The sequence below is a fragment of the Methylorubrum sp. B1-46 genome (genome assembly GCF_021117295.1).
Taxonomy (GTDB): Bacteria; Pseudomonadota; Alphaproteobacteria; order Rhizobiales; family Beijerinckiaceae; genus Methylobacterium.
Genome location: NZ_CP088247.1, coordinates 3,121,075 through 3,140,770, shown reverse-complemented (window position 1 = coordinate 3,140,770; position 19,696 = coordinate 3,121,075). Strand labels below are relative to the sequence as shown.

The 19,696-nt window shown below is 68.1% G+C and carries 24 protein-coding genes; 15 read left to right on the top strand and 9 right to left on the bottom strand.

Features of this window, described 5'->3' with window-relative positions; genetic code table 11:
* The first annotated feature begins 27 nt into the window (after positions 1–27).
* The 5 genes from rnd (at position 28) to LPC10_RS14505 (ending at position 3,344) form a co-directional block, all read left to right on the top strand.
* Positions 28–1,182, top strand: a complete 1,155-nt coding sequence (gene rnd / locus LPC10_RS14525; protein WP_231342760.1) for a ribonuclease D — start codon at positions 28–30, stop codon at positions 1,180–1,182.
* A 185-nt stretch (positions 1,183–1,367) separates the two neighbouring features.
* On the top strand, positions 1,368–1,655 hold the full coding sequence (locus LPC10_RS14520) for a hypothetical protein (RefSeq protein WP_108940768.1): 288 nt from the start codon (positions 1,368–1,370) through the stop codon (positions 1,653–1,655).
* Positions 1,656–1,708: 53 nt separating this feature from the next.
* Complete coding sequence (locus LPC10_RS14515; RefSeq protein WP_231342757.1) at positions 1,709–2,635, top strand: DNA-3-methyladenine glycosylase; 927 nt, start codon at positions 1,709–1,711, stop codon at positions 2,633–2,635.
* Positions 2,632–3,069 carry a GNAT family N-acetyltransferase gene (locus LPC10_RS14510; RefSeq protein ID WP_231342756.1) on the top strand — a complete coding sequence of 146 codons (438 nt, stop codon included), beginning with the start codon at positions 2,632–2,634 and terminating at the stop codon, positions 3,067–3,069. The genes LPC10_RS14515 and LPC10_RS14510 overlap by 4 nt, the downstream gene beginning before the upstream one ends.
* A gap of 56 nt (positions 3,070–3,125) precedes the next feature.
* Positions 3,126–3,344, top strand: a complete 219-nt coding sequence (locus LPC10_RS14505) for a hypothetical protein (protein WP_231342755.1) — start codon at positions 3,126–3,128, stop codon at positions 3,342–3,344.
* A gap of 200 nt (positions 3,345–3,544) precedes the next feature.
* Here LPC10_RS14505 and LPC10_RS14500 read toward each other — a convergent pair whose 3' ends face one another.
* The 3 genes from LPC10_RS14500 to LPC10_RS14490 form a co-directional block, all read right to left on the bottom strand.
* Positions 3,545–4,456, bottom strand: coding sequence for a metallophosphoesterase (locus LPC10_RS14500; RefSeq protein WP_231342754.1), 912 nt, complete (start codon positions 4,454–4,456; stop codon positions 3,545–3,547).
* A 37-nt stretch (positions 4,457–4,493) separates the two neighbouring features.
* Positions 4,494–4,709 (bottom strand): hypothetical protein, encoded by a 216-nt coding sequence (locus LPC10_RS14495; RefSeq protein ID WP_231342753.1) that lies wholly within the window; start codon positions 4,707–4,709, stop codon positions 4,494–4,496.
* Between the two features lie 335 nt (positions 4,710–5,044).
* Positions 5,045–6,436, bottom strand: coding sequence for an aminotransferase (locus LPC10_RS14490; protein WP_231342752.1), 1,392 nt, complete (start codon positions 6,434–6,436; stop codon positions 5,045–5,047).
* Positions 6,437–6,557: 121 nt separating this feature from the next.
* Here LPC10_RS14490 and LPC10_RS14485 point away from each other — a divergent pair, with 121 nt between their 5' ends.
* Positions 6,558–7,097, top strand: coding sequence for a hypothetical protein (locus LPC10_RS14485; RefSeq protein ID WP_231342750.1), 540 nt, complete (start codon positions 6,558–6,560; stop codon positions 7,095–7,097).
* Between the two features lie 21 nt (positions 7,098–7,118).
* On the opposite strand, the gene LPC10_RS14480 is transcribed toward LPC10_RS14485, so the two are convergent.
* Positions 7,119–7,481, bottom strand: coding sequence for a hypothetical protein (locus tag LPC10_RS14480; protein ID WP_231342749.1), 363 nt, complete (start codon positions 7,479–7,481; stop codon positions 7,119–7,121).
* Positions 7,482–7,927: 446 nt separating this feature from the next.
* The gene (locus LPC10_RS14475; RefSeq protein WP_017486160.1) at positions 7,928–8,731 is read right to left on the bottom strand and encodes a response regulator; all 804 of its coding nucleotides are present in this window, start codon (positions 8,729–8,731) and stop codon (positions 7,928–7,930) included.
* 178 nt (positions 8,732–8,909) lie between these two features.
* Here LPC10_RS14475 and LPC10_RS14470 point away from each other — a divergent pair, with 178 nt between their 5' ends.
* Positions 8,910–9,131 (top strand): NepR family anti-sigma factor, encoded by a 222-nt coding sequence (locus tag LPC10_RS14470; protein WP_231342748.1) that lies wholly within the window; start codon positions 8,910–8,912, stop codon positions 9,129–9,131.
* A 73-nt stretch (positions 9,132–9,204) separates the two neighbouring features.
* Here the strand turns inward: LPC10_RS14470 and LPC10_RS14465 are convergent, their stop codons facing one another.
* Positions 9,205–9,381 carry a DUF1328 domain-containing protein gene (locus tag LPC10_RS14465; protein ID WP_012454900.1) on the bottom strand — a complete coding sequence of 59 codons (177 nt, stop codon included), beginning with the start codon at positions 9,379–9,381 and terminating at the stop codon, positions 9,205–9,207.
* Positions 9,382–10,357: 976 nt separating this feature from the next.
* Here LPC10_RS14465 and LPC10_RS14460 point away from each other — a divergent pair.
* The gene (locus LPC10_RS14460; protein WP_231342746.1) at positions 10,358–11,158 is read left to right on the top strand and encodes a DUF2865 domain-containing protein; all 801 of its coding nucleotides are present in this window, start codon (positions 10,358–10,360) and stop codon (positions 11,156–11,158) included.
* Positions 11,159–11,245: 87 nt separating this feature from the next.
* The gene (locus LPC10_RS14455) at positions 11,246–12,178 is read left to right on the top strand and encodes an MBL fold metallo-hydrolase (RefSeq protein ID WP_231342744.1); all 933 of its coding nucleotides are present in this window, start codon (positions 11,246–11,248) and stop codon (positions 12,176–12,178) included.
* A 28-nt stretch (positions 12,179–12,206) separates the two neighbouring features.
* Here LPC10_RS14455 and LPC10_RS14450 read toward each other — a convergent pair whose 3' ends face one another.
* Positions 12,207–12,986: a DUF1499 domain-containing protein gene (locus tag LPC10_RS14450; protein WP_231342742.1), complete on the bottom strand. Its 780-nt coding sequence runs from the start codon at positions 12,984–12,986 to the stop codon at positions 12,207–12,209.
* Positions 12,987–13,108: 122 nt separating this feature from the next.
* On the opposite strand from LPC10_RS14450, the gene LPC10_RS14445 reads away from it, so the two are divergent.
* Positions 13,109–13,594, top strand: a complete 486-nt coding sequence (locus LPC10_RS14445) for a MarR family winged helix-turn-helix transcriptional regulator (protein ID WP_231342740.1) — start codon at positions 13,109–13,111, stop codon at positions 13,592–13,594.
* Positions 13,595–13,697: 103 nt separating this feature from the next.
* On the opposite strand, the gene LPC10_RS25700 is transcribed toward LPC10_RS14445, so the two are convergent.
* Positions 13,698–13,886 carry a general stress protein gene (locus LPC10_RS25700; protein WP_041371474.1) on the bottom strand — a complete coding sequence of 63 codons (189 nt, stop codon included), beginning with the start codon at positions 13,884–13,886 and terminating at the stop codon, positions 13,698–13,700.
* Between the two features lie 223 nt (positions 13,887–14,109).
* Here LPC10_RS25700 and LPC10_RS14435 point away from each other — a divergent pair, with 223 nt between their 5' ends.
* A complete protein-coding gene (locus LPC10_RS14435) occupies positions 14,110–14,313 on the top strand; it encodes a hypothetical protein (protein WP_370644494.1) in 204 nt (67 codons plus the stop codon).
* A gap of 153 nt (positions 14,314–14,466) precedes the next feature.
* Positions 14,467–14,916, top strand: a complete 450-nt coding sequence (locus tag LPC10_RS14430) for a Crp/Fnr family transcriptional regulator (protein WP_231342736.1) — start codon at positions 14,467–14,469, stop codon at positions 14,914–14,916.
* A gap of 77 nt (positions 14,917–14,993) precedes the next feature.
* Here the strand turns inward: LPC10_RS14430 and LPC10_RS14425 are convergent, their stop codons facing one another.
* Positions 14,994–15,437: a VOC family protein gene (locus tag LPC10_RS14425; protein ID WP_231342735.1), complete on the bottom strand. Its 444-nt coding sequence runs from the start codon at positions 15,435–15,437 to the stop codon at positions 14,994–14,996.
* Between the two features lie 189 nt (positions 15,438–15,626).
* On the opposite strand from LPC10_RS14425, the gene LPC10_RS14420 reads away from it, so the two are divergent.
* The 3 genes from LPC10_RS14420 (at position 15,627) to ppdK (ending at position 19,537) form a co-directional block, all read left to right on the top strand.
* Entirely contained in the window at positions 15,627–16,334 is a 708-nt protein-coding gene (locus LPC10_RS14420) for a L,D-transpeptidase (RefSeq protein WP_370644493.1), read from the top strand.
* A gap of 107 nt (positions 16,335–16,441) precedes the next feature.
* Positions 16,442–16,594, top strand: a complete 153-nt coding sequence (locus LPC10_RS14415) for a DUF3096 domain-containing protein (protein ID WP_108940751.1) — start codon at positions 16,442–16,444, stop codon at positions 16,592–16,594.
* 276 nt (positions 16,595–16,870) lie between these two features.
* Complete coding sequence (ppdK, locus tag LPC10_RS14410) at positions 16,871–19,537, top strand: pyruvate, phosphate dikinase (RefSeq protein WP_231342734.1); 2,667 nt, start codon at positions 16,871–16,873, stop codon at positions 19,535–19,537.
* Positions 19,538–19,696 lie beyond the last annotated feature (159 nt).

Here is a 19,696-nt window from a genome sequence, read left to right as displayed (position 1 = left end):
ACGCGAGACCTTCGGTATAGCCGGTTCATGGAACTGATCTCCGCAACGCAGGCCTTGTCCGACGCCTGTGCCCGGCTCGCCGCGCAGCCCTTCGTCACCGTCGATACGGAGTTCATGCGCGAGACGACCTATTATCCGAAGCTCTGCCTGATTCAGATGGCGGCTCCGGACGGCTTCGCCTGTCTCGTCGATCCGCTCGCGAAAGATCTCGATCTCAAGCCGTTCTTCGACCTGATGGCCGACGAGAGCACCGTGAAGGTGTTTCACTCGGCCCGCCAGGATCTGGAGATCATCTGGCTGCTGGGCGGGCTCCTGCCGCACCCGTTCTTCGACACGCAGGTCGCGGCCATGGTCTGCGGCTACGGCGACTCGGTCTCCTACGAGCAGCTCGTCAACGATGTCGCCAAGGCGCGCATCGACAAGTCCTCCCGCTTCACCGACTGGTCGCGCCGCCCCCTTTCCGAGGCGCAGCTCGCCTACGCCCTCTCCGACGTCACCCACCTCGTGACGATTTATCAGGTGCTGGCGGCCGAACTGCTGAGCACGGATCGCGGCCTCTGGCTCGATGAGGAGATGGCGGTCCTGACCTCGCCCGAGACCTACCAGGCGGAACCGGCCCAGGCTTGGCGCCGGCTCGCGGGCCGGATGCGCAAGCCGCGCGAGATCGCGGTTCTGATGGAAGTCGCCGGTTGGCGCGAGGCGGAGGCGCAGAGTCGCAACGTGCCCCGCGGCCGCATTCTGAAGGACGAGGCGGTGATCGACATCGCCACCGCCGGGCCGCGCAGCGTCGAGGCGTTGGGGCGGTTGCGCACCATTCCCGCCGGCTTCGAGCGCTCGCGTACCGGCACCGAAATCCTTGCCGCCGTGGAGCGGGGCTTCGCCCGCGATCTGTCGCAGATCGCGCTGCCGGAGCGCAGCCGCTCGCGCGGCGGCGGCAGCGGCGCGCTGGTGGATCTCCTCAAGGTGCTGCTCAAAGCGGTGGCCGAGGCCGAGGGCGTGGCACCCAAGATCATCGCCACCGTGGACGATCTGGAAGCCCTGGCCGAGGATGACGCGGCGGACGTGGCCGTGCTTCAGGGCTGGCGCCGCAGCCTGTTCGGGGACAAGGCCCTCGCGCTCAAGCACGGGCGAATGGCGCTTTCAGTGGAGCGCGGCCGGGTGACTGTGCGCGAGCTGACGTAACCGCATCGTGTCGCGCGAGCCTGCTCCATCGCGGGCTCTCCGGTACCTCGCGGAACGTCCTAAAAGGCGTTTAAGACGTCCGCGTGTGTTACCGCCGGATCTTGGCGGCGGAACAAGGGTGACGTAATTCGGGATTAAGTGGCAAACCATTTTGCCTTTCCTTCCCGGTTGCGGTCGCCCGCCTGATGTTCGAGCCGAACGAAGTTCTCCAGGTTCAGAGCGGCCGCGGCGCTCTGTCCGCGGAAGGGATCGCGCCGGTCAAGGTTCGCTACAAGCTCGTCGTGGAGCGGCGGGACGGCATCGTCCGCGCCCATGGCAGCGTGACCGGCCGACACAGCGCCCTGCACCCGCTCTGGCTCACGCCCGATGCGACCCTGCATCTGAAGGACGCGCGCCTCCTGGCCGTGTCGCTGACCGATCTCGTGGGCGATACCGCCGAGTTCGAGAGCACCGAACCGGTTGCACGCGGCTGAGCCCCGCCGGAGAGTGGCTTCGACCTTCGTGCCGTGCTGTTGTACCCTGAACGATGACGCTCGCCTCTCTCCCGACGACACGCGAAGCCGACGCGCATGTTGTGCTCGCGGTGCGACCGCCCTACGATTGGGCGCATCTCGAACGCTTCTTCGCCGATCATGCGAGTCCCGGCGTCGAGATCGTGACCCCAGGCCGCTACGCCCGCACGTTTAGCCTCGAGGGGCGGCGTGGCACGCTGTCTGTCATGCCTGAAGCCGACGCCCTGTCGGTGCGCATCCGCGGCTTCGATGCGCAGCACGCCCGTGGCGCCGTCCTGGCGCGGGTTCGGGCGATGTTCGATCTCGACACCGACCCGCGGGCGATCACTCGTGGCCTCGGGCGCGACCCGCTCACCGCCGCCCTCGTGACGCGCCGGCCCGGCCTGCGCATGCCGGGGGCCTTCGACGCGTTCGAACTGGCGGTGAGGGCGATCCTCGGGCAGCAGGTCTCAGTCGCCGCCGCCACGCGCCTCGCCGGTCGCCTCGTGGCCGCCTTCGGCACCCCCCTCACACCGGAGGAGCAGAGCGCCGAACCGGGCCTGACCCACCTGTTTCCGACGCCGGAGCAGCTCGTCGAGGCCGAGATCTCGCTCGTGCTCAACATGCCCCGCGCCCGCGGCCGGGCGATCCAGGGGCTTGCGACGGCGATGCGGGCGACGCCCGACCTGTTCGCACCGGGCGGTCGGCTCGACGAGACAGTCGGCCGGCTCAAGGCCCTGCCTGGCATCGGCGAGTGGACCGCGCACTACGTCGCCATGCGAGCGATGGCGCAGGCCGACGCCTTCCCGGCAGGCGATGTCGGGCTGATGCGCGCCCTCGATACCGGTGCCGGGCGGCCGAGCCGCGCCGGACTTCTCGGCCGCGCGGAAGCATGGCGACCCTGGCGCGCCTATGCCGCGATTCATCTCTGGGCCGAGGATGCGGCACGGAGGGCGCCATGACGATCCGGGATCCCGCTGCCGCCGACGAGAGCGGCTGGCGTCGGCTCTGGGCGGGCTACCTCGCTTTCTACGGCGAGGATCTCGCCGAGGCGGTGACCGCCGCAACGTGGCGGCGCATCCTCGATCCGGCCTCGCCGGTCTTCGCCCGTCTCGCGGAGGCGGACGGGAGCCTCGTCGGCATGACGGTCAACGTTCTGCACGAGGGGACGTGGACCACCGCGCCGATCTGCTACCTGGAGGATCTCTTCGTCGCTCCCGAGGCGCGCGGTGCCGGGATCGGCCGGGCGCTGATCGCCGATCTCGTCGCGCTGGGGACGGCGCGGGGCTGGTCGCGTCTCTATTGGCACACGAAGAGCGGGAATGTGCAGGCCCGGCGGCTCTACGAGCGCTTCGTCGCAGCTGACGATTTCTGCCGCTACCGCCTCGTGCTGTGATCGTTAACGCCTCGTTTACCATGGCCGCATCACGGTCGGGTTCAGGGGAGAGAGCCATGAACCGACGAGTCGGCCGTAGTTTCGATGTCCTCAGCGAGGCGCAGCTCCGGGCCGGGCGCACCGCCGCCCGCCGGGTCGCGCCGGACGCCCTAGCCCCGCATGCGGGGCCGCGCCCGATCGCCCATCTTCTCGACACGATCCAGCAGGTGGCGGAAGCCGCGACCGGCGAGCGCAGCTTCCTGCATGTCGGCACCTCGGCATCGCAGAAGGGATGAGGGCAAGCGCATCGTCCCGAAAGGTGGCCACCGGCTTTCGGGAAAAAGACGATGCGCGAACGAGAGGATCGAGCATCGTCCCGAAAGGTAGCCACCGGCTTTCGGGAAAAGACGATGCGCGAACGAGAGGATCGAGCATCGTCCCGAAAGGTGGCCACCTGCGTTCGGGACGATGCGCGGACAACCGGATAGAGGGGCAATCAGGCGAAGGGCACGCCGCCGAGTTCGACCAGCACGATCTCCGGCGGCACGCCGAGCCGGACGCCCACCCGGCTGACGCCGAGGCCCCCGGAGACGATCAGGTGGCGCCCCTCCTCGACCACGTGGCCGTAGGCGAAGCGCTGGCCGTAGCGGGAGAGCAGCAGCGGCGAGTAGCCGAGCACGCGGATCTGGCCGCCATGGGTATGGCCCGACAGCGTCAGCGAGACGCGGTCCGGCATCTTCACGAAGATGTCGGGCTCGTGCGCCATCAGGATCACCGGCGCCGAATCGGTCACCTGCGCGAGCGTGGCCGGAATGTCGGCGAGGCTGCGGCGGCTGCCGATCGGCAGAAACGGCTCCTGGTCGGCGAGGCCGGCGATCCAGAACGGTCGGCCGCCCTGGATGAGCCGCACCGCATCGTTTTCCAGGACCGGGATGCCGCGGGCTTCGAGCAGGCTGCGGACCTCAACCGGTCCCCTACCCGCCAGCATCGCCGCGTGGTCGTCCCACCAATCGTGATTGCCGAGGACGGCGTAGGTCCCGAGCGGAGCGCGCAGCCCCTCGGCGAGCCGCGCGAAATCGGAAAGCGGAACCCGGTGCCACGTCACCTTCCGTCCCGCCGGATAATCGCCGAGCAGGAGGATCAGGTCGGGCGCCAGGGCATTTGTCGCCGCGACGATCTCGGCGACGCGGTCGAGCGGCATGTACGGCTCGCCGACATGGAGATCCGCGAGCACGGCGATGCGAAGGCGCAGGTCGGGGTCCCAGCCCGGCGGGGTCAGGCTGTAGCGCGTCAGGGCGAGCCGGAAACGCGGCTCGACGAGGAACGCGTAAGCGCCTCCCGAGCCAAACGTCAGCGCCGAGGCGCCGAAACCGCCCAGAACCTGCCTGCGGGTCGGGAGCATGCGCATGCCGCCGGAGCCGACGGGGCCGCGGCGGCGCCGAGCCTCAGTCGACGGGCTCGTCCTCATGTACGAAGCGGAAGGCGTTCCGGGCTTCCGGCTTGGCGCGGGACGCCTTGACCGCGCTGCGGCTCACATGGACGGCGGCGGCCAGCGCCGGGAGGGCCACGGGGCGGAAGCTCTCGCGATCCCCGGCCACGGTCACCGGGGCGGCGCTGCCCGGCTCTGCCGCGAAGGTCGGGGTTCGGCTGGGGGCGTACATGGGTCCTGTCCTGTTTGCGCTTCGGGACGGCCGGTGTGCGGCCGCATCGACTGGGTCTCATACCTCGCTTGCGGGGCGAGGACGCCCGTTACACACCTTCGTCGTGGCAAGATTGAGAAGATGCCGACTGATCCTTGATCCATCCGGTGACATGAACGGAAGCTTAAGGCAGCCGAAATGCCGGACATTCGAGCAGGCCGACAAATCGGGCAACGGGCCGCGTCACTTTTCAGCCACGCGTTAGTGCACTGCACTATAGCCCGTCTTGCAACGCCCTCTGTCGATTTACATCCGAAGAGCCGGCGACTTGATCCCAGCTCCGAGGGCTCGGGCCTTCACGCTGCCGGGCCGGGCTGCAGGCCTTCCTGGGCGATCCAGGCCGCCGTGCGGTCGAGGGCGCGGGTCAGGCGTTCGAACAGGGTGTCGATCTCGTCCGGCTCGATCACCAGCGGCGGGCAGACGGCGATGCGGTCTCCGGCCAGGAAGCGCACGATCAATCCCTCATCCTGGGCGAAGGTGACGCAGCGCGCCGCCACGGCTGCTTTCGGCTCGAATTGGCGTTTTGAGGGCTTGTCGGCCACGATCTCGATGCCGCCGATCAGCCCCATGCCGCGCGCCTCGCCCACCAGCGGGTGATCGGCCAGCCGCGCCAGGGCCGCCTGGAAATGCGGGGCCTGCTCGGCGGCGCGCTCGACGATGCGATCGCGCCGATAGATGTGGAGCGCGCGGTTGGCGACCGCACAGGCGACCGGGTGGCCCGAATAGGTGGTACCGTGGCCGAAGCCGCCGAGCTTGACGCTCTCGTCCAGCATCGCTCGGTAGAGCGGCTCGTCGATGCTGATGCCGCCGAGCGGCAGGTAGCCGGAGGTCAACGCCTTGGCGAAGGACAGGGTGTGCGGACGCATCCCGAGCGCCTCGCTGCCGAACCACGTGCCGAGGCGGCCGAAGCCGCAGATCACTTCGTCGGCGACGACGCGCACGTCGTAGCGGTCGAGCACTGCCTGGATCGCCGGGAAGTAGCCGGCGGGCGGCACGATGGCGCCGCCGGCGCCCATCACCGGCTCGGCGAAGAAGGCGGCGACGGTGTCGGGGTCCTCGGCAAGGATCTGCGCCTCGAGCTCCGCGGCGAGGCGCTGCGAATAGGCTTCCTCGGTCTCGCCGGCCTCGGCGCCGCGGTAATGGTGCGGGCATGCGGCGTGCAGGAAGCCTGGGATCGGCAGGTCCCAGTCGGCGTGGTTAGCGGGAAGTCCGGTGAGCGAGGCGGTGGCGACGGTCACGCCATGATAGCCCTTCCTGCGGGCGATGATCTTCTTCTTGCGGGAGCGCCCGAGCGCGTTGTTCATGTACCAGAGCAGCTTGACCTGCGCGTCGTTGGCCTCCGAGCCCGACGAGGTGAAGAAGATCTTCGAGGTCGGAACCGGCATCAGCTCCTTGAGCGTCTCGGCCAGCTCGATCGCCGGATCGTGGCTGCGGCCCGAGAACAGGTGCGCGAAGGGCAGCCGACCCATCTGCTCGGCGGCGGCCTCGACCAGTTCCTCGTTGCCGTAGCCGAGGGCGGTGCACCACAGCCCGGCCATGCCTTCGAGGTAAGGACGCCCGTCGGTGTCGTAGACCCAGACGCCGTGACCCCGTTCCAGCACCAGGGGACCGGTCTCGCGGAAGGTCGAGAGGTTGGTGTAGGGGTGGATCAGGGTCTCGACGTCGCGGGCGGCGATGTTCGACAGCATGATGCGGCAGCCGTAAAGACTACGCCGACAGGATGCGCCGGCAGCGCCGCCACACTAACGGCCGCAATCTCCCTCAGGAAGGCGCCGCCCGCTTTCCACGAAGACGCAACGACCGCTCGCGATGCTCGATCCGGCCACCTTCGTCGCCGCACCCGCTCCGGGCCGTGCCTGCGGTCCCTGCACGCTCTGCTGCAAGGTCTACGACGTGCCCGCGGTCGAGAGTCCGGCGGGACGGTGGTGCCGGCATGTCCGTACGGGCGGCGGATGCGGCATCCACGCGGAGCGGCCCGACCATTGCCGGGCCTTCCACTGCCTCTGGATGACGGAAGCCTGGATCGGGCCCGAGTGGCGGCCGGACCGGGCCAAGATGGTGCTCAGCCTCGACCCGGTGACGCGGTTCCTGAACGTGCAGGTCGATCCAGGCCAGGCGGGTGCGTGGAAGCGTGCGCCTTATCATGACCAGTTGCGGCGATGGGCGGCGGCCTCGCTGCCGCAGAGGCGCTACGTGCTCGTCCACGTCAACGCGCTGACGACAGTCGTCCTGCCGGACCGTGACGTGCCGCTGGGCACCTTCGCGCCGGGCGATCGGCTCGTGGCGCGCGAGCGGATGGGGCCGGCGGGACCGACCGCGGACGTGGAGAAGGTCTCCCAGCCGGCCTGATGTCCGACCGACCCGGATCGATCAGGTCATGCAGCGGCCGGGCACCATGCGGCGTGCCTCGGGTCCGACGAGAGAGCTAAGCGGGATCTCGCAGCCTTCCTTCGTCAGGCGGCGGGGCTTTGCCGGAAGCTCCTCCTGCGCCGAGCGGGTCGGCACGGTCTCCGTGCGCGTTGACGGGCGCGGAGCCGTCGCGACATGGATCGGGGAAAGGGCCGTGGAGTAGGGGCGCATGCCCGGCAGGGGCGTTGCGGGCGTCTCGTAGGCGAGGCGCGGAGCGGTCGGAGCGCCCATCGCATCCGCCTCCTGCCGCACGGCCGGCAGCAGAATCAGGGTCAGGATCGCAGCGGGAACACTCACACCGAGGACGAAGCCGGTCCGAAGCATCTTTGCGATCTCCGATGGGAGCTTGACAGGTTGTTAGCACAACGCTGCTTTCGGATCGCCGGTTCCTTCACTGTCCCGCTTCGGATCAAGTCAGTATTATTGCCTCAATCGCTGATCTCTCTGGCTTGGTACCCCGAGACGGCGAATCGGCATGGACGTGGCATAAAGGCACCTGTGGATGGAAAACCGGCGTTTCGGTGTGGCTTCCGGAACTCAGGCGGCCGACATTCGTTGATGAAGCACCCGGCCACCTGGTCCTCCCCGCATTCCCCTTGTGCATCGGCCGGAACCTCTTCACGGGTCGGACAATGGTCCGGCCCGTTTTTTCTTGCTCGAGTGGCGTGCGGCTGGGATGGGCGTGGGTCGCTCCGAGAGCCTCGGGTGCTGCCAAGAAAAAAGGCACCGGCCTTGCGGCCAGCGCCCTTTCGAAAGCGTCGGAAGTCGGCTCAGGCGTTGTGCGCCTCACGGCGGCGCGCGCTCTGCTGGAAGAACAGCGCCTGACTGATCACCGCCGAGACGTTGGCGGGCTGGAACGGCTTGGCGATAAGGAAGGCCGGCTCGGGCCGCTCGCCGGTGAGGAAGCGCTCCGGGTAGGCCGTGATGAAGATCACCGGCACTTCGAAGGTCTTCAGTAGATCGTTGACCGCATCCAGGCCCGACGAGCCGTCGGCGAGCTGGATGTCGGCGAGGATCAGGCCGGGACGTTTGCTCTCGGAGGCGATCTTGACCGCCTCGCTCCGGGTGCGCGCCACGCCGATGACATTGTGTCCGAGCCCTTCCACCAGGGCTTCGAGATCCATGGCGATGAGCGGCTCGTCCTCGATGATGAGGATCTCGGTCGCCATGTCGGCCGCGAGTTCGCGTCCCGCCTCGTCCACGAGATCGCGCACCTTGTTCACGTCCACGTCGAGGATCACGCCCGCATCTTCCTCGGAGAAGCCTTCGAGACATGAAAGCAGGAAGGCCTGACGCGGCAGTGGCGTGATCTGGCCGAGCCGGACTTCGGCCGGCAGGTCGTGCTGCACCTGATCGCTGTGACCATTGACGGACAGCGAGTTCCAGATCCGCGTGAAGACGCGGAAGAGGTCGGCCTTGACATTCGTGCTGCGACCCAGGGTCTCAGGCTCGTTGACCAGCGTTTCGAGTGTCGCGGCGACGTAGGCGTCGCCGGCCACCTGACTGCCCGTGAGCGCGCGCGCATAACGGCGCAGGTACGGAAGGTGCTGCACGACCAGTTGTGCTGTCGACATGAGTTCCCCTGAGCCTCTTCGCTCTTCGTTATCGATGCGCCCCTAACGCGGGGGCTCGACGTCCGTTCCTGGCCCATGCGGAACCCTGGCCGCATGGCCGCGTTGCTGCTGCAGCCATGACTCATGTCAAGCTGCAAGACAATCGCGGCGGATGTGGCGGCAAGGGGATCTTAGAAGCATGAACGAGGACGAGCCGGCCGGCACGTTCCCTTCCGGGGACCGGCCCACTCGGGTGCGTGGCGACAACGGTCTGAATGACCAGACGCAGCGTCGCATCGGAAGCCACCTGCGCGCGATGTACGATTCCGTCGTGCAGCAGCCAATCCCCGACCATTTCCGCGATCTGATCGCGCGGCTTGAGGATGACGGGCCGAAAACGGGGGAGCCGAGCGGCCCCTGACGCTGTCTCGTGATGCCGGTCGAACGGTTCGAGCCGCACCCGGGATCGGGGCGGCTCGTTTGTCAGGCGAGGGTCACAAGGTCGTCGAACGGCCGCGCATCAGGCCGATGACGGCCGAGATCGCGAACAGGACGATTGCGACGAAGAACACGAGCTTGGCGGCCTCCATGGCCGTGCCGGCGATGCCGCCGAAGCCCAGCAGGGCTGCAACGAGGGCAACCACCAGGAACGTAACTGCCCACCCGAGCATGTCGAACTTCCTTCCAACAACTGGCGCGGCCCGTGCCGCCGCCTCTTGGAAGCAATAACGCCAAGTTTTCGCCGCAAGTTCCTTTTGCCGCCACGATGGCGTGAAGAGTTTATTACGAACCGCGTGCGACGGTCGCAGGCTCTCGGAACCGACTGGCAAAGCCGGCCGTTCGTCACCATCTTACGGTAAGACGACGACCAGACTTGATGATGTGAAGGAGGCCTCTGGCGTGCCCGCACAGAAAAAGCCCTTAGTTCCCGGTGCTGCACAGGTGAAAGCTGTCTTGGAGGCCGCCGCCCGACTCGTGTCGTCGCTCGCGCCGCAGCCGGTCCTGCAGCCTGTTCCCGTCCGGGTGAAATCCGCTCGCCGCCGCTGAGGCAGGCAGCCACGCCGTTGACCCATTTCTTCGATCGCTGTGAGGCGATCAATCTCAGCGTCGTCCCTTCGGGCGGCGCTTTTTTCTTGGCATTCGACGGTCCGCCGATCGCCGCACGGTCGCCGGTTTGGACGTGGTGCCGCGCTGGCCTGAACGCGTCTGATCTTCGGTCTCTTCCCAGAGGGAAAAGCTAATTCCCCGTGCAAGACGACGCCTTTCGCCCGTATCTGCGTGGTCTTCCGAAATTGTCACCACCACGACCAGCGGCCTAGCTGAGAGCCGGGCGATCCGTTCGGCTGGTCTTGCTTCGAGAGCGGACACACTCGCACGCGCCGGAGCGAAGGGGCGGCGGGGATGGAGTTCGGCAAGCGTAAGCCTGGAACGTCGATGGCGAGAGGCGCCGCCGGTCGGGCCCCGGTGCCGCCAACCCGGTGGCCGCGCCGACGCTTCCTCGCAGCTGCCGTCGTTGGCCTGCTGATCGGCATCGGCGCGACGAGTGCGGCGACAATGGTGCGGGCTTCCGAGCGCGGGCTATTCAACGGATTGTTCGAAGCGATCTTCCCTGGTGCAGGGGCTGCCCCCGAGCCCGTCGCGAGGTCCGTGCCCAGGGCGCCCCGTCGTTACGCATCGCTGCCCGATACCCGGCCCGCCGCCGGGCAGCGCTTCGTACAGCGCACGCCGCGCCTCGATGGACGTCCGGTGCGGCCAAGCCGCCGGGAGCGGGCGGTAGTCTCCGCCGCCGCTTTCGCCGCCGGAACGCGGACCGTCTGCGTGCGCCGCTGCGACGGCTACGTGTTTCCCCTGGGCCGCCTGCAGGCGCGGGCAGATCTTGCCGTTCACGCGGCCGCCTGCGCCGCTGCCTGCCCGAATGCGCAGACCGACCTGTTCACCTTGGCGCCGGGACGGTTCGAGATGGAGCAATCGGCCGGTCTCGACGGCCGACCTTACCTGCGCACCGCCTCGGCCAATCTCTATCGCCGCACCCGCGTCGAGAACTGCTCGTGCCAGCCGTCGGGTGTTGCGGGACCGCTGATACCTCTGGCCGACGACCGCACCCTGCGCCCAGGCGATGTAGTGGCCTCGGAAGAGGGCGCCGATCTCGTCGCCAGCCTCTCCCGCGCGGGGCCGAAGCTCGTCGATTACCGGGTCGCGGCCCTGAGTCAGCGCGGCCGCGGGGCCATCGAGGAGCGGGTCGGAGCCCTGCGTCGCGATACGGCGCAAGCCGCGTTCCAGGAGGTGCTGCGCGCTTCGCGATCCGGAGCCCGCCGCCTGCGCGTGGCCGAAGCGCAAACCATGAAGCTGCGGACCGACATGGCCTCCACGGGCTTCGCGCCGGTCGTCTCGCGCGGCGAGGGGTTCGTCCCGGTCCGCGTGGTGGCGGCCTCGCCGTTCGGGCATTGATCGCCGCCTTGGAGGTCAGGCCGCGAGTTGGCGAAAGCGCCGCGCTGTCGTAGGCGGGCGCCACCGTCGTCGTTTGAAGTCGTCCCCATGAGTGAACCGTCCGCGGACGCGCAAGACCCCTCTCCCGGCTTCGAGAGCGCTCTGCCAGCGCCTGAGCGGACCGAGACGTTGAGCCCCCTCGTGCGGCGGCGGATCTGCCCCAATGGCGGCCCCTTCACCGCGACCGGGACCTGCAGCTACGTGGTCGGGCACGGCCGGGTGGCGGTGATCGATCCGGGACCGGCCGAGGCGGCGCATATCGAGGGACTGCTGGCCTCACTGGAGGGCGAGCGAGTCGCTTCCATCGTCGTGACCCATACCCACCGCGACCATTCTCCGGGCGCGCGCCTGCTTCAGGCGCGCACGGGCGCGCCGATCGTCGGCTGCGGCCCGCACCGGGCCGCGCGGCAGCTTGCCGAGAACGAACTGCCCGCCCTCGATGCCAGCGCGGACCGCGAGCACCGGCCCGACCGGGAATTGGCGGATGGCGAGAGCCTGACCGGCGACGGGTGGACGCTGACCGCGGTGGCAACCCCCGGCCACACCATGAACCATCTGGCCTTCGCCCTTCCCGAAGAGAACGTGCTGTTCTCCGGCGACCATGTGATGGCGTGGTCGACCTCTATCGTCGCGCCGCCCGACGGGTCCATGCGGGCCTATATGGAATCGCTGGATCGCCTGCGCGAACGCGGTGAGACGCTCTACTGGCCGGGTCATGGCGGGCCGGTGCGCGATCCGCGCCGCTTCGTGCGGGGGCTGGCCGCCCACCGCCGCCAGCGCGAGGCGGCAATCCGCGCCCGGCTCGAGGCGGGCGATCACGACATCGCGGCGATCGTCGGCACCGTCTACCAAGGCCTCGCGCCGCACCTGCGCGGTGCGGCAGCCTTGTCCGTCTTCGCCCATCTCGAGGATCTGGTGGAGCGTGGCCTCGCCGTCACCGACGGGCCGCCTCTGCTCGGGGGATCGTTCCGGCCCGCCTGAGGGGCCGCACGGCGCGGACCGGCGCCGGCTACTTCAGGGCGATGGCGAGGTTGGCGACCTCGTCCAGGTAGGAGCGGATGCGGTCGGCGTTGTCGCCGAAATCGCGATCGCCGATCCGGGAGGCCGAGCGCACGTCGATGCGGGCGCCGTCCGCCCGCGGATGCACCCGCACCGTGATGTCGGCGGGCAGGTTCAGGATCCGGGTATGGGCCACGGCCTCGATGCGGCCGTTGCCGATCCGTCCGCCGGGCCGGATCGCTTCGATGATCTGCCACTTGCGGTTCACCGCCGCCTTGCGTGCCAGCTCGAAGGCTTCGTCGGCCTCCACGTCGAGGGTCAGCGGCGCGATCTGCGGATAGGCCGCCCGCTGCGCCTCCCGTGTCGCCGGTCCGGGCTCTGGCGGGTAGCGGCCGTCGCGGGCGGCAAAGGCCAGCCGCGAGCGCGAGAAGGCCGGCGGGCGCTCCGTGTCCGTTGAGACGTCGGTGAGGGTGGGCAGGCGCACACCCTTGAGCGCGGCATAGGCCGGATAGGCCAGGACGAGGCTTGCCAGGAAGAGGCCGCCGACAGCGGCGCCGAGCCCGCCCGCGCCGTCACGCCAAACCCGCACCATCGCGAACAAGGCGAAGGCCACGGCGACCACGGAGAGGATGATCCCGCTTCCAAGCACGGCAAGGGCCGGCGTCGGCTCGGCCGATGGGCTGCGCACGATCAGGACCGCCATGGCGGTGACGATCAGGGAGAACAGGGCCAGCGTCCGCGCATAGCGGCCGGCCCGCGTCACCGGTTCATCGAGAAGCTGACGACGCATGACCCTGGAGATGCGAGATAGGATACGAGGTGCGGATTAGCTGCCGAGCAGTCTACAGGTTGGGGGTGAACCGCGCCACTCGGCTGCCCGGCGTAAATCCCTCTGCTACAAGCTGGACGGACATGTCCGAGCGTCAAGCCCGTCCCGCGTCGAGCGCCGAACCCGTAGATCCCCTGCGGGTCTGGTTCCGGTTCATCCGTCTCAGTCGGCGCGTCACGGCTGCCGTGGCCGGCGAACTGAGAGAACTCGGCCTGTCGATCCCGCAATTCGACGTGCTGTCGACTTTGAGTGAGCGCGAAGGGCTGACGCAGCAGGAACTGGCGGCGCGTCTCTATGTCACGAAAGGCAATGTATCGGGTTTGATCGATCGTCTGGTCGAAGCCGGACTCGTCGAGCGCCGTCCGATTCCCGGTGATCGCCGTTCTCACGCGCTTCATCTCACGCCAGCGGGGGCTGAGATCGCAGCCCGAGGGATCGCCGCGCAGGCCGCCTATGTCACGCGAACCTTAGGCCAACTCGACGAGGCCGAACTCCAGGTATTCGAAGACCTCGTCGTCAAATGGCGCGAATTGGCACGTGCCGATACGATGGTCCGAGAGCGGGCATAAAAACAAACAGACGCCTGAAGGCGCCCGCAGTTGGAAATATATTTCTATTTTCAAAGGGCCGGGCGGACGAGCGCGCGACGCGCCCGGAGCCGCCTCGGCCGGGTTAAGCCTCGCCCGTGCGGCCCGTCGATTGACCGCCCTTGCGGCCGGCCGAAGAGGCCAATTCACGATCTTGCGAGAAAGACCGCTTCTCGGCGGGCACCGAACGACCCCCCTTACTGGCGATCTCGCGCTGCCGTTCGATATTCATGGAAGCGAAACCTCGCTTCGAGGTGGAATTACCAGATGCCATCAGCGCCTCCTCAGGCAAAATCTTCACACCCTCCTCAACCGTCATCCCTTTCGATTGTTCCTTGGCCGTATCGGCGGCCGCGGTCCGGGAAACACCTGTTTCGTCCAAACGTTAGCTCTGCTCTCACCCGCGCATTGCGCGGAGTTGTGAACAGGTCTCCACAGGCCGTCCAGCACCATCAGGAGCCGGGATGACGAACCGATATATGGTAAAGCGTTCACTCATGGCCAAGCCCGCCCCGGCGGACGGAGTCTCTGGTCTTCCCGAGCCGAACAGGTCGCCGCTGCCGGCCATGCCCGCGCCGGAAGACAGCCTGACGCCGACGACGAACGAGGAGCCTGTCGATTCGCCGCAGCCGAACGCGAGCGCCAAGCGCGGCCCGCCGGGCTCCGGCGAGCTCGGGCTGTCCACCCGGCGCGAGTCGTGAGCACCGGCACTATCGTACCGATGTGCCGCCCCCGTCATCGCGGCTGGCTGCGCCTGCAGCATGGGAAGACGCGGCGGTTTTGACACGATCCGCCCGTGCGTCTACCCGCGGGCCTTTCCGCCTGCAGTCCTGCAGGCGGATCGGAGTGTATCCATGACCCTCGACAACGAGGTGACGTCGCTACGGCAGGTGCCGTTGTTTCGCGAGGTCGAGCCGTCGCGTCTCAAGCTTCTCGCATTCACCAGTGAGCGGGTGCATTTCGAGGCGGGACAGACCTTCTTCGCGCGCGGCGAGGCCGCCGACGCCGCCTACCTCATCCTCGAAGGGTCCGCCGCCGTCTCGATCGATGGTCCGATGGGGCCCGTGCGCCTCGCCCTGCTCGGGCCCAACGCCCTCCTCGGCGAGATGGGTATCCTGGCCGATCAGCCGCGCTCGGCGACCGTGATCGCCGACACGCCCACGACCGCCCTGCGGATCGACCGCGACGTGTTCATCGAGCTGCTCGCCCAGTTTCCGCAGATCGGCATCGCCGTGATGCGTGAACTCGCGCTGCGCCTGGAGCAGACCAATCAGCGCTTGGCCGAGCGGATCGGCAACGCCTGAAACAGGCGGGTCCGATCCCGCTGAGACGCCGGGCGGACGGCCGGCTTCCGCGCTCGGTGGAGGGATCGGCGTCAAGGTCAGGGCGTCGGATAGGTGATGAACTCCATGAGGGAGCCGTCCGGATCGCGAAAGTAGACGCTCACGCCCTGCCCCGCCGCGCCTTTGCGCTCGACCGGACCCAGCTCGACCGTGACGCCGTGGGCGGCGAGATGCGCCATCGCCTCCTCGATCGTGCCGGACCAGCGAAAGCACAGCTCGCTGCCGCCGGGCATGACGGGCTCGCGGGCGCGCGGCGTGCCGATCTGGCCGGGGCCGTGCACGTTGAGTTGAACGCCGCCGAAGCGAAACACCACGCCTTTGCCGAAGGGGATCACCTCGGCTTGCAAGACGTCCCGGTAAAAGGCCGTCGCGCGCTCCCAATCGGAGACGTGGATGACGCAATGGTCGAGATGGATCGCCGGCGCCAGCGTCGCGATCGCGGCGCCAGCCTCGTCGACGAGTTGGGTCTCGGTCTCGGGCATCCTTCCCCTCCGGCTCACGCGGTTGTGCGCTGCAGATAACGCGGCGCTTGCCCTCGACGAGGCAGCCTGACGGCAACGTTCCTCACGCGATGCGGCCCTGAAGTCACACCTGTTCGACCCTGAGGCGGGTAGTCATGGCGGATGATGTACAACGCTAACCCGCCCTCTGCGGCGGCGACAGGAGCCGCCATGGCTGCCCCCAAGACTGCCGGCACGAATGCCGCCGGCACGGCCGGCTTCACCCCGGTTCGGATGGCGACCCGCCGCGTGATGCTCGCCGCGTTCTGCCTCGTCCCGCTTGCGGCCTGCCAATCGTCGAAGCCGGGTCCTATGGCCGGCGGCGATGATGATGCGGCCTGGTATATCGGCACGATGCCCGACAAGCCGTTCGACGTGCCGCTGGTCGACCGGTCGCGGATCGACCCGAAATACCGCCGCCAGGAGGTCGCCTATAACGGCCCCGAGGCGCCGGGGACGATCGTCGTCGACATCGACAAGCGCCAGCTCGCCCTGGTGCAGGAGGGCGGCACCGCGCTTCAATACGGCGTCGGCGTCGGCAAGGCCGGCTTCTCGTGGAAGGGGGACGCGCGGGTCGGCCGCAAGGGTGTGTGGCCGGACTGGAGCCCGACCACGACGATGGTCTCGCTCAATCCCGGGATCGAACGCTCGCGCAAGGGCGGCATCGACAACCCGCTCGGCGCGCGCGCGCTCTACCTCTACAATGGCAACCGTGACACGCTCTTCCGCATCCACGGCACCAACGAGCCCTGGAGCATCGGCGAGCAGATGTCTTCGGGCTGCGTGCGCATGCTCAACGAGGACATCGTCGATCTCTACGAGCGCGTGCCCGTCGGCGCCCGCGTGGTGGTCAAGCGCAGCGGCAAGTACCGCGTCTGATCGAGGGCTTCGGCCGATCGGCCGGCGTCGGGGAACTTTCCGCGCTCGTCGAGCGTCCTTATCCTGCGGCCAAGCTTGGCCGCGGGAACGCTCTCGAACGCCCGTCCATGACCATCACCATCTCGCACCTTCAGCCGATCATCGCGATCCTGGCGGGTATCTTGATACTGATCGCGCCGCGGCTGCTGAACTACATCGTCGCGATCTATTTGATCGTCGTCGGGCTGATCGGTCTGGGTGTCCTGCGCCATTTCTCGTGACGGCGAGCGAGCTACGACTGCCGGAGAAGCGAAGGCTCGCGCTGCCCGGCGATCCGCGGGAACCGGCTTTTTGCAGCGCAACCTTGGCCGTCCCGCGCTCTTCCGCGCCAGGCGCACTCCCCTTTTTCGGCGAGCGCGCTAGGCTCTGACAGAGCTGACACATCGTCACGCCTCACCGAGGAGTGGCACGAAGCTTATCCTTGCACTGCGACAGGAGATGCGCCACGCCCGCGTGAGCGGCGCTCAGGTCGCCGGATCCGTCCAGCGGAGAGACTGATGACGAAATGGGTCTATTCCTTCGGTGACGGCAAGGCCGAGGGCGAGGCGTCGATGCGCAACCTCCTCGGTGGCAAGGGGGCCAACCTCGCCGAGATGTCGAACCTCGGTCTCCCGGTACCCCCCGGCTTCACCATCACCACGGAAGTCTGCACCTACTACTACCAGAACGGCGAGACCTACCCGGCGGAGCTCGCCGACGAGGTGAAGGCTGCTCTGGACAAGGTGGGTGCGCTCACCGGCCGCCGCTTCGGCGATGCCGACAAGCCGCTGCTCGTCTCCGTCCGCTCCGGCGCTCGCGCTTCGATGCCGGGCATGATGGATACGGTGCTCAATCTCGGCCTGAACGACGCCACCGTCGAGGCGATGGCGAAGGACGCCGACGACGAGCGCTTCGCCTACGATTCCTACCGCCGCTTCATCACGATGTACTCGAACGTCGTTCTCGGCGTGGAGCATCACGCCTTCGAGGAGGCGCTGGAGCACTATAAGGAAGAGAAGGGCCTTAACCTCGACACCGAGCTGAAGGCCGACGACTGGAAGCACCTGATCGGCGTCTACAAGAAGATCGTCCGCGACGAGCACGGTTCGGACTTCCCGCAGAAGCCCGAGGACCAGCTCTGGGGCGCGATCGGCGCGGTGTTCGATTCCTGGATGATTCCGCGGGCCAAGAAGTACCGCGAGCTGAACCAGATTCCCGAGAGCTGGGGCACGGCCGTCAACGTCCAGGCCATGGTGTTCGGCAATATGGGCGACACCTCGGCCACGGGTGTGGCCTTCACCCGCAACCCTTCCACCGGCGAGAGCGCGCTCTACGGCGAGTTCCTCATCAACGCCCAAGGTGAGGACGTGGTGGCGGGCATCCGCACGCCGCAGGACATCACCGAGAAGGCCCGCATCGAGGCCAAGTCCGACAAGCCTTCGATGGAGAAGGCGATGCCCGAGAGCTTCGCCGAGCTTACGCGGATCTACGGGATCCTCGAAAAGCACTACCGCGACATGCAGGACATGGAGTTCACCATCGAGCGCGGTAAGCTCTGGATGCTTCAGACCCGCAACGGCAAGCGCACCGCCAAGGCGGCGCTGCGCATCGCCGTCGAGCTCGCGGGCGAGGGCCTGATCTCTCGGCAAGAGGCGATCAAGCGCATCGAGCCGGGCGCGCTCGATCAGCTCCTGCACCCGACCATCGACCCGAATGCCGAGCGCAAGGTCATCGCCACCGGCCTGCCGGCCTCGCCCGGCGCCGCGGTCGGCGAGATCGTGTTCAACTCGGAAGCCGCGGAAGCCGCCAAGAAGGCCGAGCGCCGCTGCATCCTCGTGCGCATCGAGACCTCGCCGGAAGACATCCACGGCATGCACGCCGCCGAGGGCATCCTCACGACCCGCGGCGGCATGACCAGCCACGCGGCGGTGGTCGCCCGCGGCATGGGCAAGCCCTGCGTCTCCGGCGTCGGCTCGATTCGGATCGACTACAAGGCGCAGACGCTGACCGTCGGCGGCGTCACGCTCAAGGCGGGCGACGTCATCACCATCGACGGCTCGACCGGCCAGGTGATCCAGGGCGAGGTCAAGATGCTCCAGCCGGAGCTGTCGGGCGACTTCGCCGCGCTGATGGAGTGGGCGGATGCGGTCCGTACCATGAAGGTGCGCACCAACGCCGACACCCCGGCCGACGCCCGCGCCGCCCGCAAGTTCGGTGCGGAAGGGATCGGCCTGTGCCGGACCGAGCACATGTTCTTCGAGGGCGACCGGATCGTGGCGGTGCGCGAGATGATCCTCGCCGACGACACCGAAGGCCGCCGCGCGGCCCTCGCCAAGATCCTCCCCTACCAGCGCCAGGACTTCGTCGAGCTGTTCACGATCATGTCGGGCCTGCCCGTCACGATCCGCCTGCTCGATCCGCCGCTGCACGAGTTCCTGCCGCACACGGATGAGGAGATCCGCGAGGTGATGTCGGCCACCGGCATCAGCGAGGACAAGATCCGCAACCGCATCCGCGAGCTCTCCGAGCACAACCCGATGCTCGGCTTCCGCGGCTGCCGGCTGGCCATCGCCTTCCCCGAGATCGCCGAGATGCAGGCCCGCGCGATCTTCGAGGCAGCGGTGCAGGCCGCCAAGGATACCGGCGCCCCGGTGACCTCGGAGGTGATGGTGCCGCTGGTGTTCACGCGGATGGAGTTCGACATCGTCAAGGCCCGCATCGATGCCATGGCCAAGGCCGTATCGGAGGAGACGGGCGCAAAGCTCGACTATCAGGTCGGCACGATGATCGAGCTGCCGCGCGCGGCGCTCAAAGCCGGCGAGATCGCGGAGACGGCCGAGTTCTTCTCCTTCGGCACCAACGATCTCACCCAGACCGCGCTCGGCATCTCCCGTGATGACGCCGCAACCTTCCTCGGACCCTACACCCAGAAGGGCATCCTCTCGGTCGATCCGTTCGTGTCGATCGATCAGGAAGGCGTGGGCGAACTCGTGAAGATCGGCGCCGAGCGCGGCCGCGCGACCCGCAACGGGCTCAAGCTCGGCATCTGCGGCGAGCACGGCGGCGATCCGGCCTCGATCGCCTTCTGCCAGGAAGTCGGGCTCGACTACGTCTCCTGCTCGCCCTTCCGCGTGCCGATCGCCCGCCTCGCCGCGGCCCAGGCGGCCCTCGGCAAGGATGCCTGAGACCGACGCCTGAGGTCTGTGACCGACGACCCGGCGGGCTCCCGGCCCGCGGGGATTTCAGGAAAGGCGGGGCAAGCGTCGCAATAATTTTGCGGACAGCCCCCTGAACCCGTGTTGCCCGGGCACGTTACCTGCTAGCGGAAGACCCCAGCGCGGCGA

Coding starts and splice junctions, on each gene's coding strand:
- ppdK (WP_231342734.1), top strand. CDS start 16,871: ATGACGAAATGGGTCTATTCCTTCGGTGACGGCAAGGCCGAGGGCGAG.
- LPC10_RS14495 (WP_231342753.1), bottom strand. CDS start 4,709: ATGTACGCCCCCAGCCGAACCCCGACCTTCGCGGCAGAGCCGGGCAGC.
- LPC10_RS14505 (WP_231342755.1), top strand. CDS start 3,126: ATGAACCGACGAGTCGGCCGTAGTTTCGATGTCCTCAGCGAGGCGCAG.
- LPC10_RS14520 (WP_108940768.1), top strand. CDS start 1,368: ATGTTCGAGCCGAACGAAGTTCTCCAGGTTCAGAGCGGCCGCGGCGCT.
- LPC10_RS14415 (WP_108940751.1), top strand. CDS start 16,442: ATGACCATCACCATCTCGCACCTTCAGCCGATCATCGCGATCCTGGCG.
- LPC10_RS14480 (WP_231342749.1), bottom strand. CDS start 7,481: ATGCTTCGGACCGGCTTCGTCCTCGGTGTGAGTGTTCCCGCTGCGATC.
- LPC10_RS14445 (WP_231342740.1), top strand. CDS start 13,109: ATGTCCGAGCGTCAAGCCCGTCCCGCGTCGAGCGCCGAACCCGTAGAT.
- LPC10_RS14455 (WP_231342744.1), top strand. CDS start 11,246: ATGAGTGAACCGTCCGCGGACGCGCAAGACCCCTCTCCCGGCTTCGAG.
- LPC10_RS25700 (WP_041371474.1), bottom strand. CDS start 13,886: ATGGCATCTGGTAATTCCACCTCGAAGCGAGGTTTCGCTTCCATGAAT.
- rnd (WP_231342760.1), top strand. CDS start 28: ATGGAACTGATCTCCGCAACGCAGGCCTTGTCCGACGCCTGTGCCCGG.
- LPC10_RS14490 (WP_231342752.1), bottom strand. CDS start 6,436: ATGCTGTCGAACATCGCCGCCCGCGACGTCGAGACCCTGATCCACCCC.
- LPC10_RS14475 (WP_017486160.1), bottom strand. CDS start 8,731: ATGTCGACAGCACAACTGGTCGTGCAGCACCTTCCGTACCTGCGCCGT.
- LPC10_RS14420 (WP_370644493.1), top strand. CDS start 15,627: ATGGCTGCCCCCAAGACTGCCGGCACGAATGCCGCCGGCACGGCCGGC.
- LPC10_RS14425 (WP_231342735.1), bottom strand. CDS start 15,437: ATGCCCGAGACCGAGACCCAACTCGTCGACGAGGCTGGCGCCGCGATC.
- LPC10_RS14450 (WP_231342742.1), bottom strand. CDS start 12,986: ATGCGTCGTCAGCTTCTCGATGAACCGGTGACGCGGGCCGGCCGCTAT.
- LPC10_RS14435 (WP_370644494.1), top strand. CDS start 14,110: ATGGCCAAGCCCGCCCCGGCGGACGGAGTCTCTGGTCTTCCCGAGCCG.
- LPC10_RS14430 (WP_231342736.1), top strand. CDS start 14,467: ATGACCCTCGACAACGAGGTGACGTCGCTACGGCAGGTGCCGTTGTTT.
- LPC10_RS14470 (WP_231342748.1), top strand. CDS start 8,910: ATGAACGAGGACGAGCCGGCCGGCACGTTCCCTTCCGGGGACCGGCCC.
- LPC10_RS14485 (WP_231342750.1), top strand. CDS start 6,558: ATGCTCGATCCGGCCACCTTCGTCGCCGCACCCGCTCCGGGCCGTGCC.
- LPC10_RS14500 (WP_231342754.1), bottom strand. CDS start 4,456: ATGCGCATGCTCCCGACCCGCAGGCAGGTTCTGGGCGGTTTCGGCGCC.
- LPC10_RS14510 (WP_231342756.1), top strand. CDS start 2,632: ATGACGATCCGGGATCCCGCTGCCGCCGACGAGAGCGGCTGGCGTCGG.
- LPC10_RS14465 (WP_012454900.1), bottom strand. CDS start 9,381: ATGCTCGGGTGGGCAGTTACGTTCCTGGTGGTTGCCCTCGTTGCAGCC.
- LPC10_RS14515 (WP_231342757.1), top strand. CDS start 1,709: ATGACGCTCGCCTCTCTCCCGACGACACGCGAAGCCGACGCGCATGTT.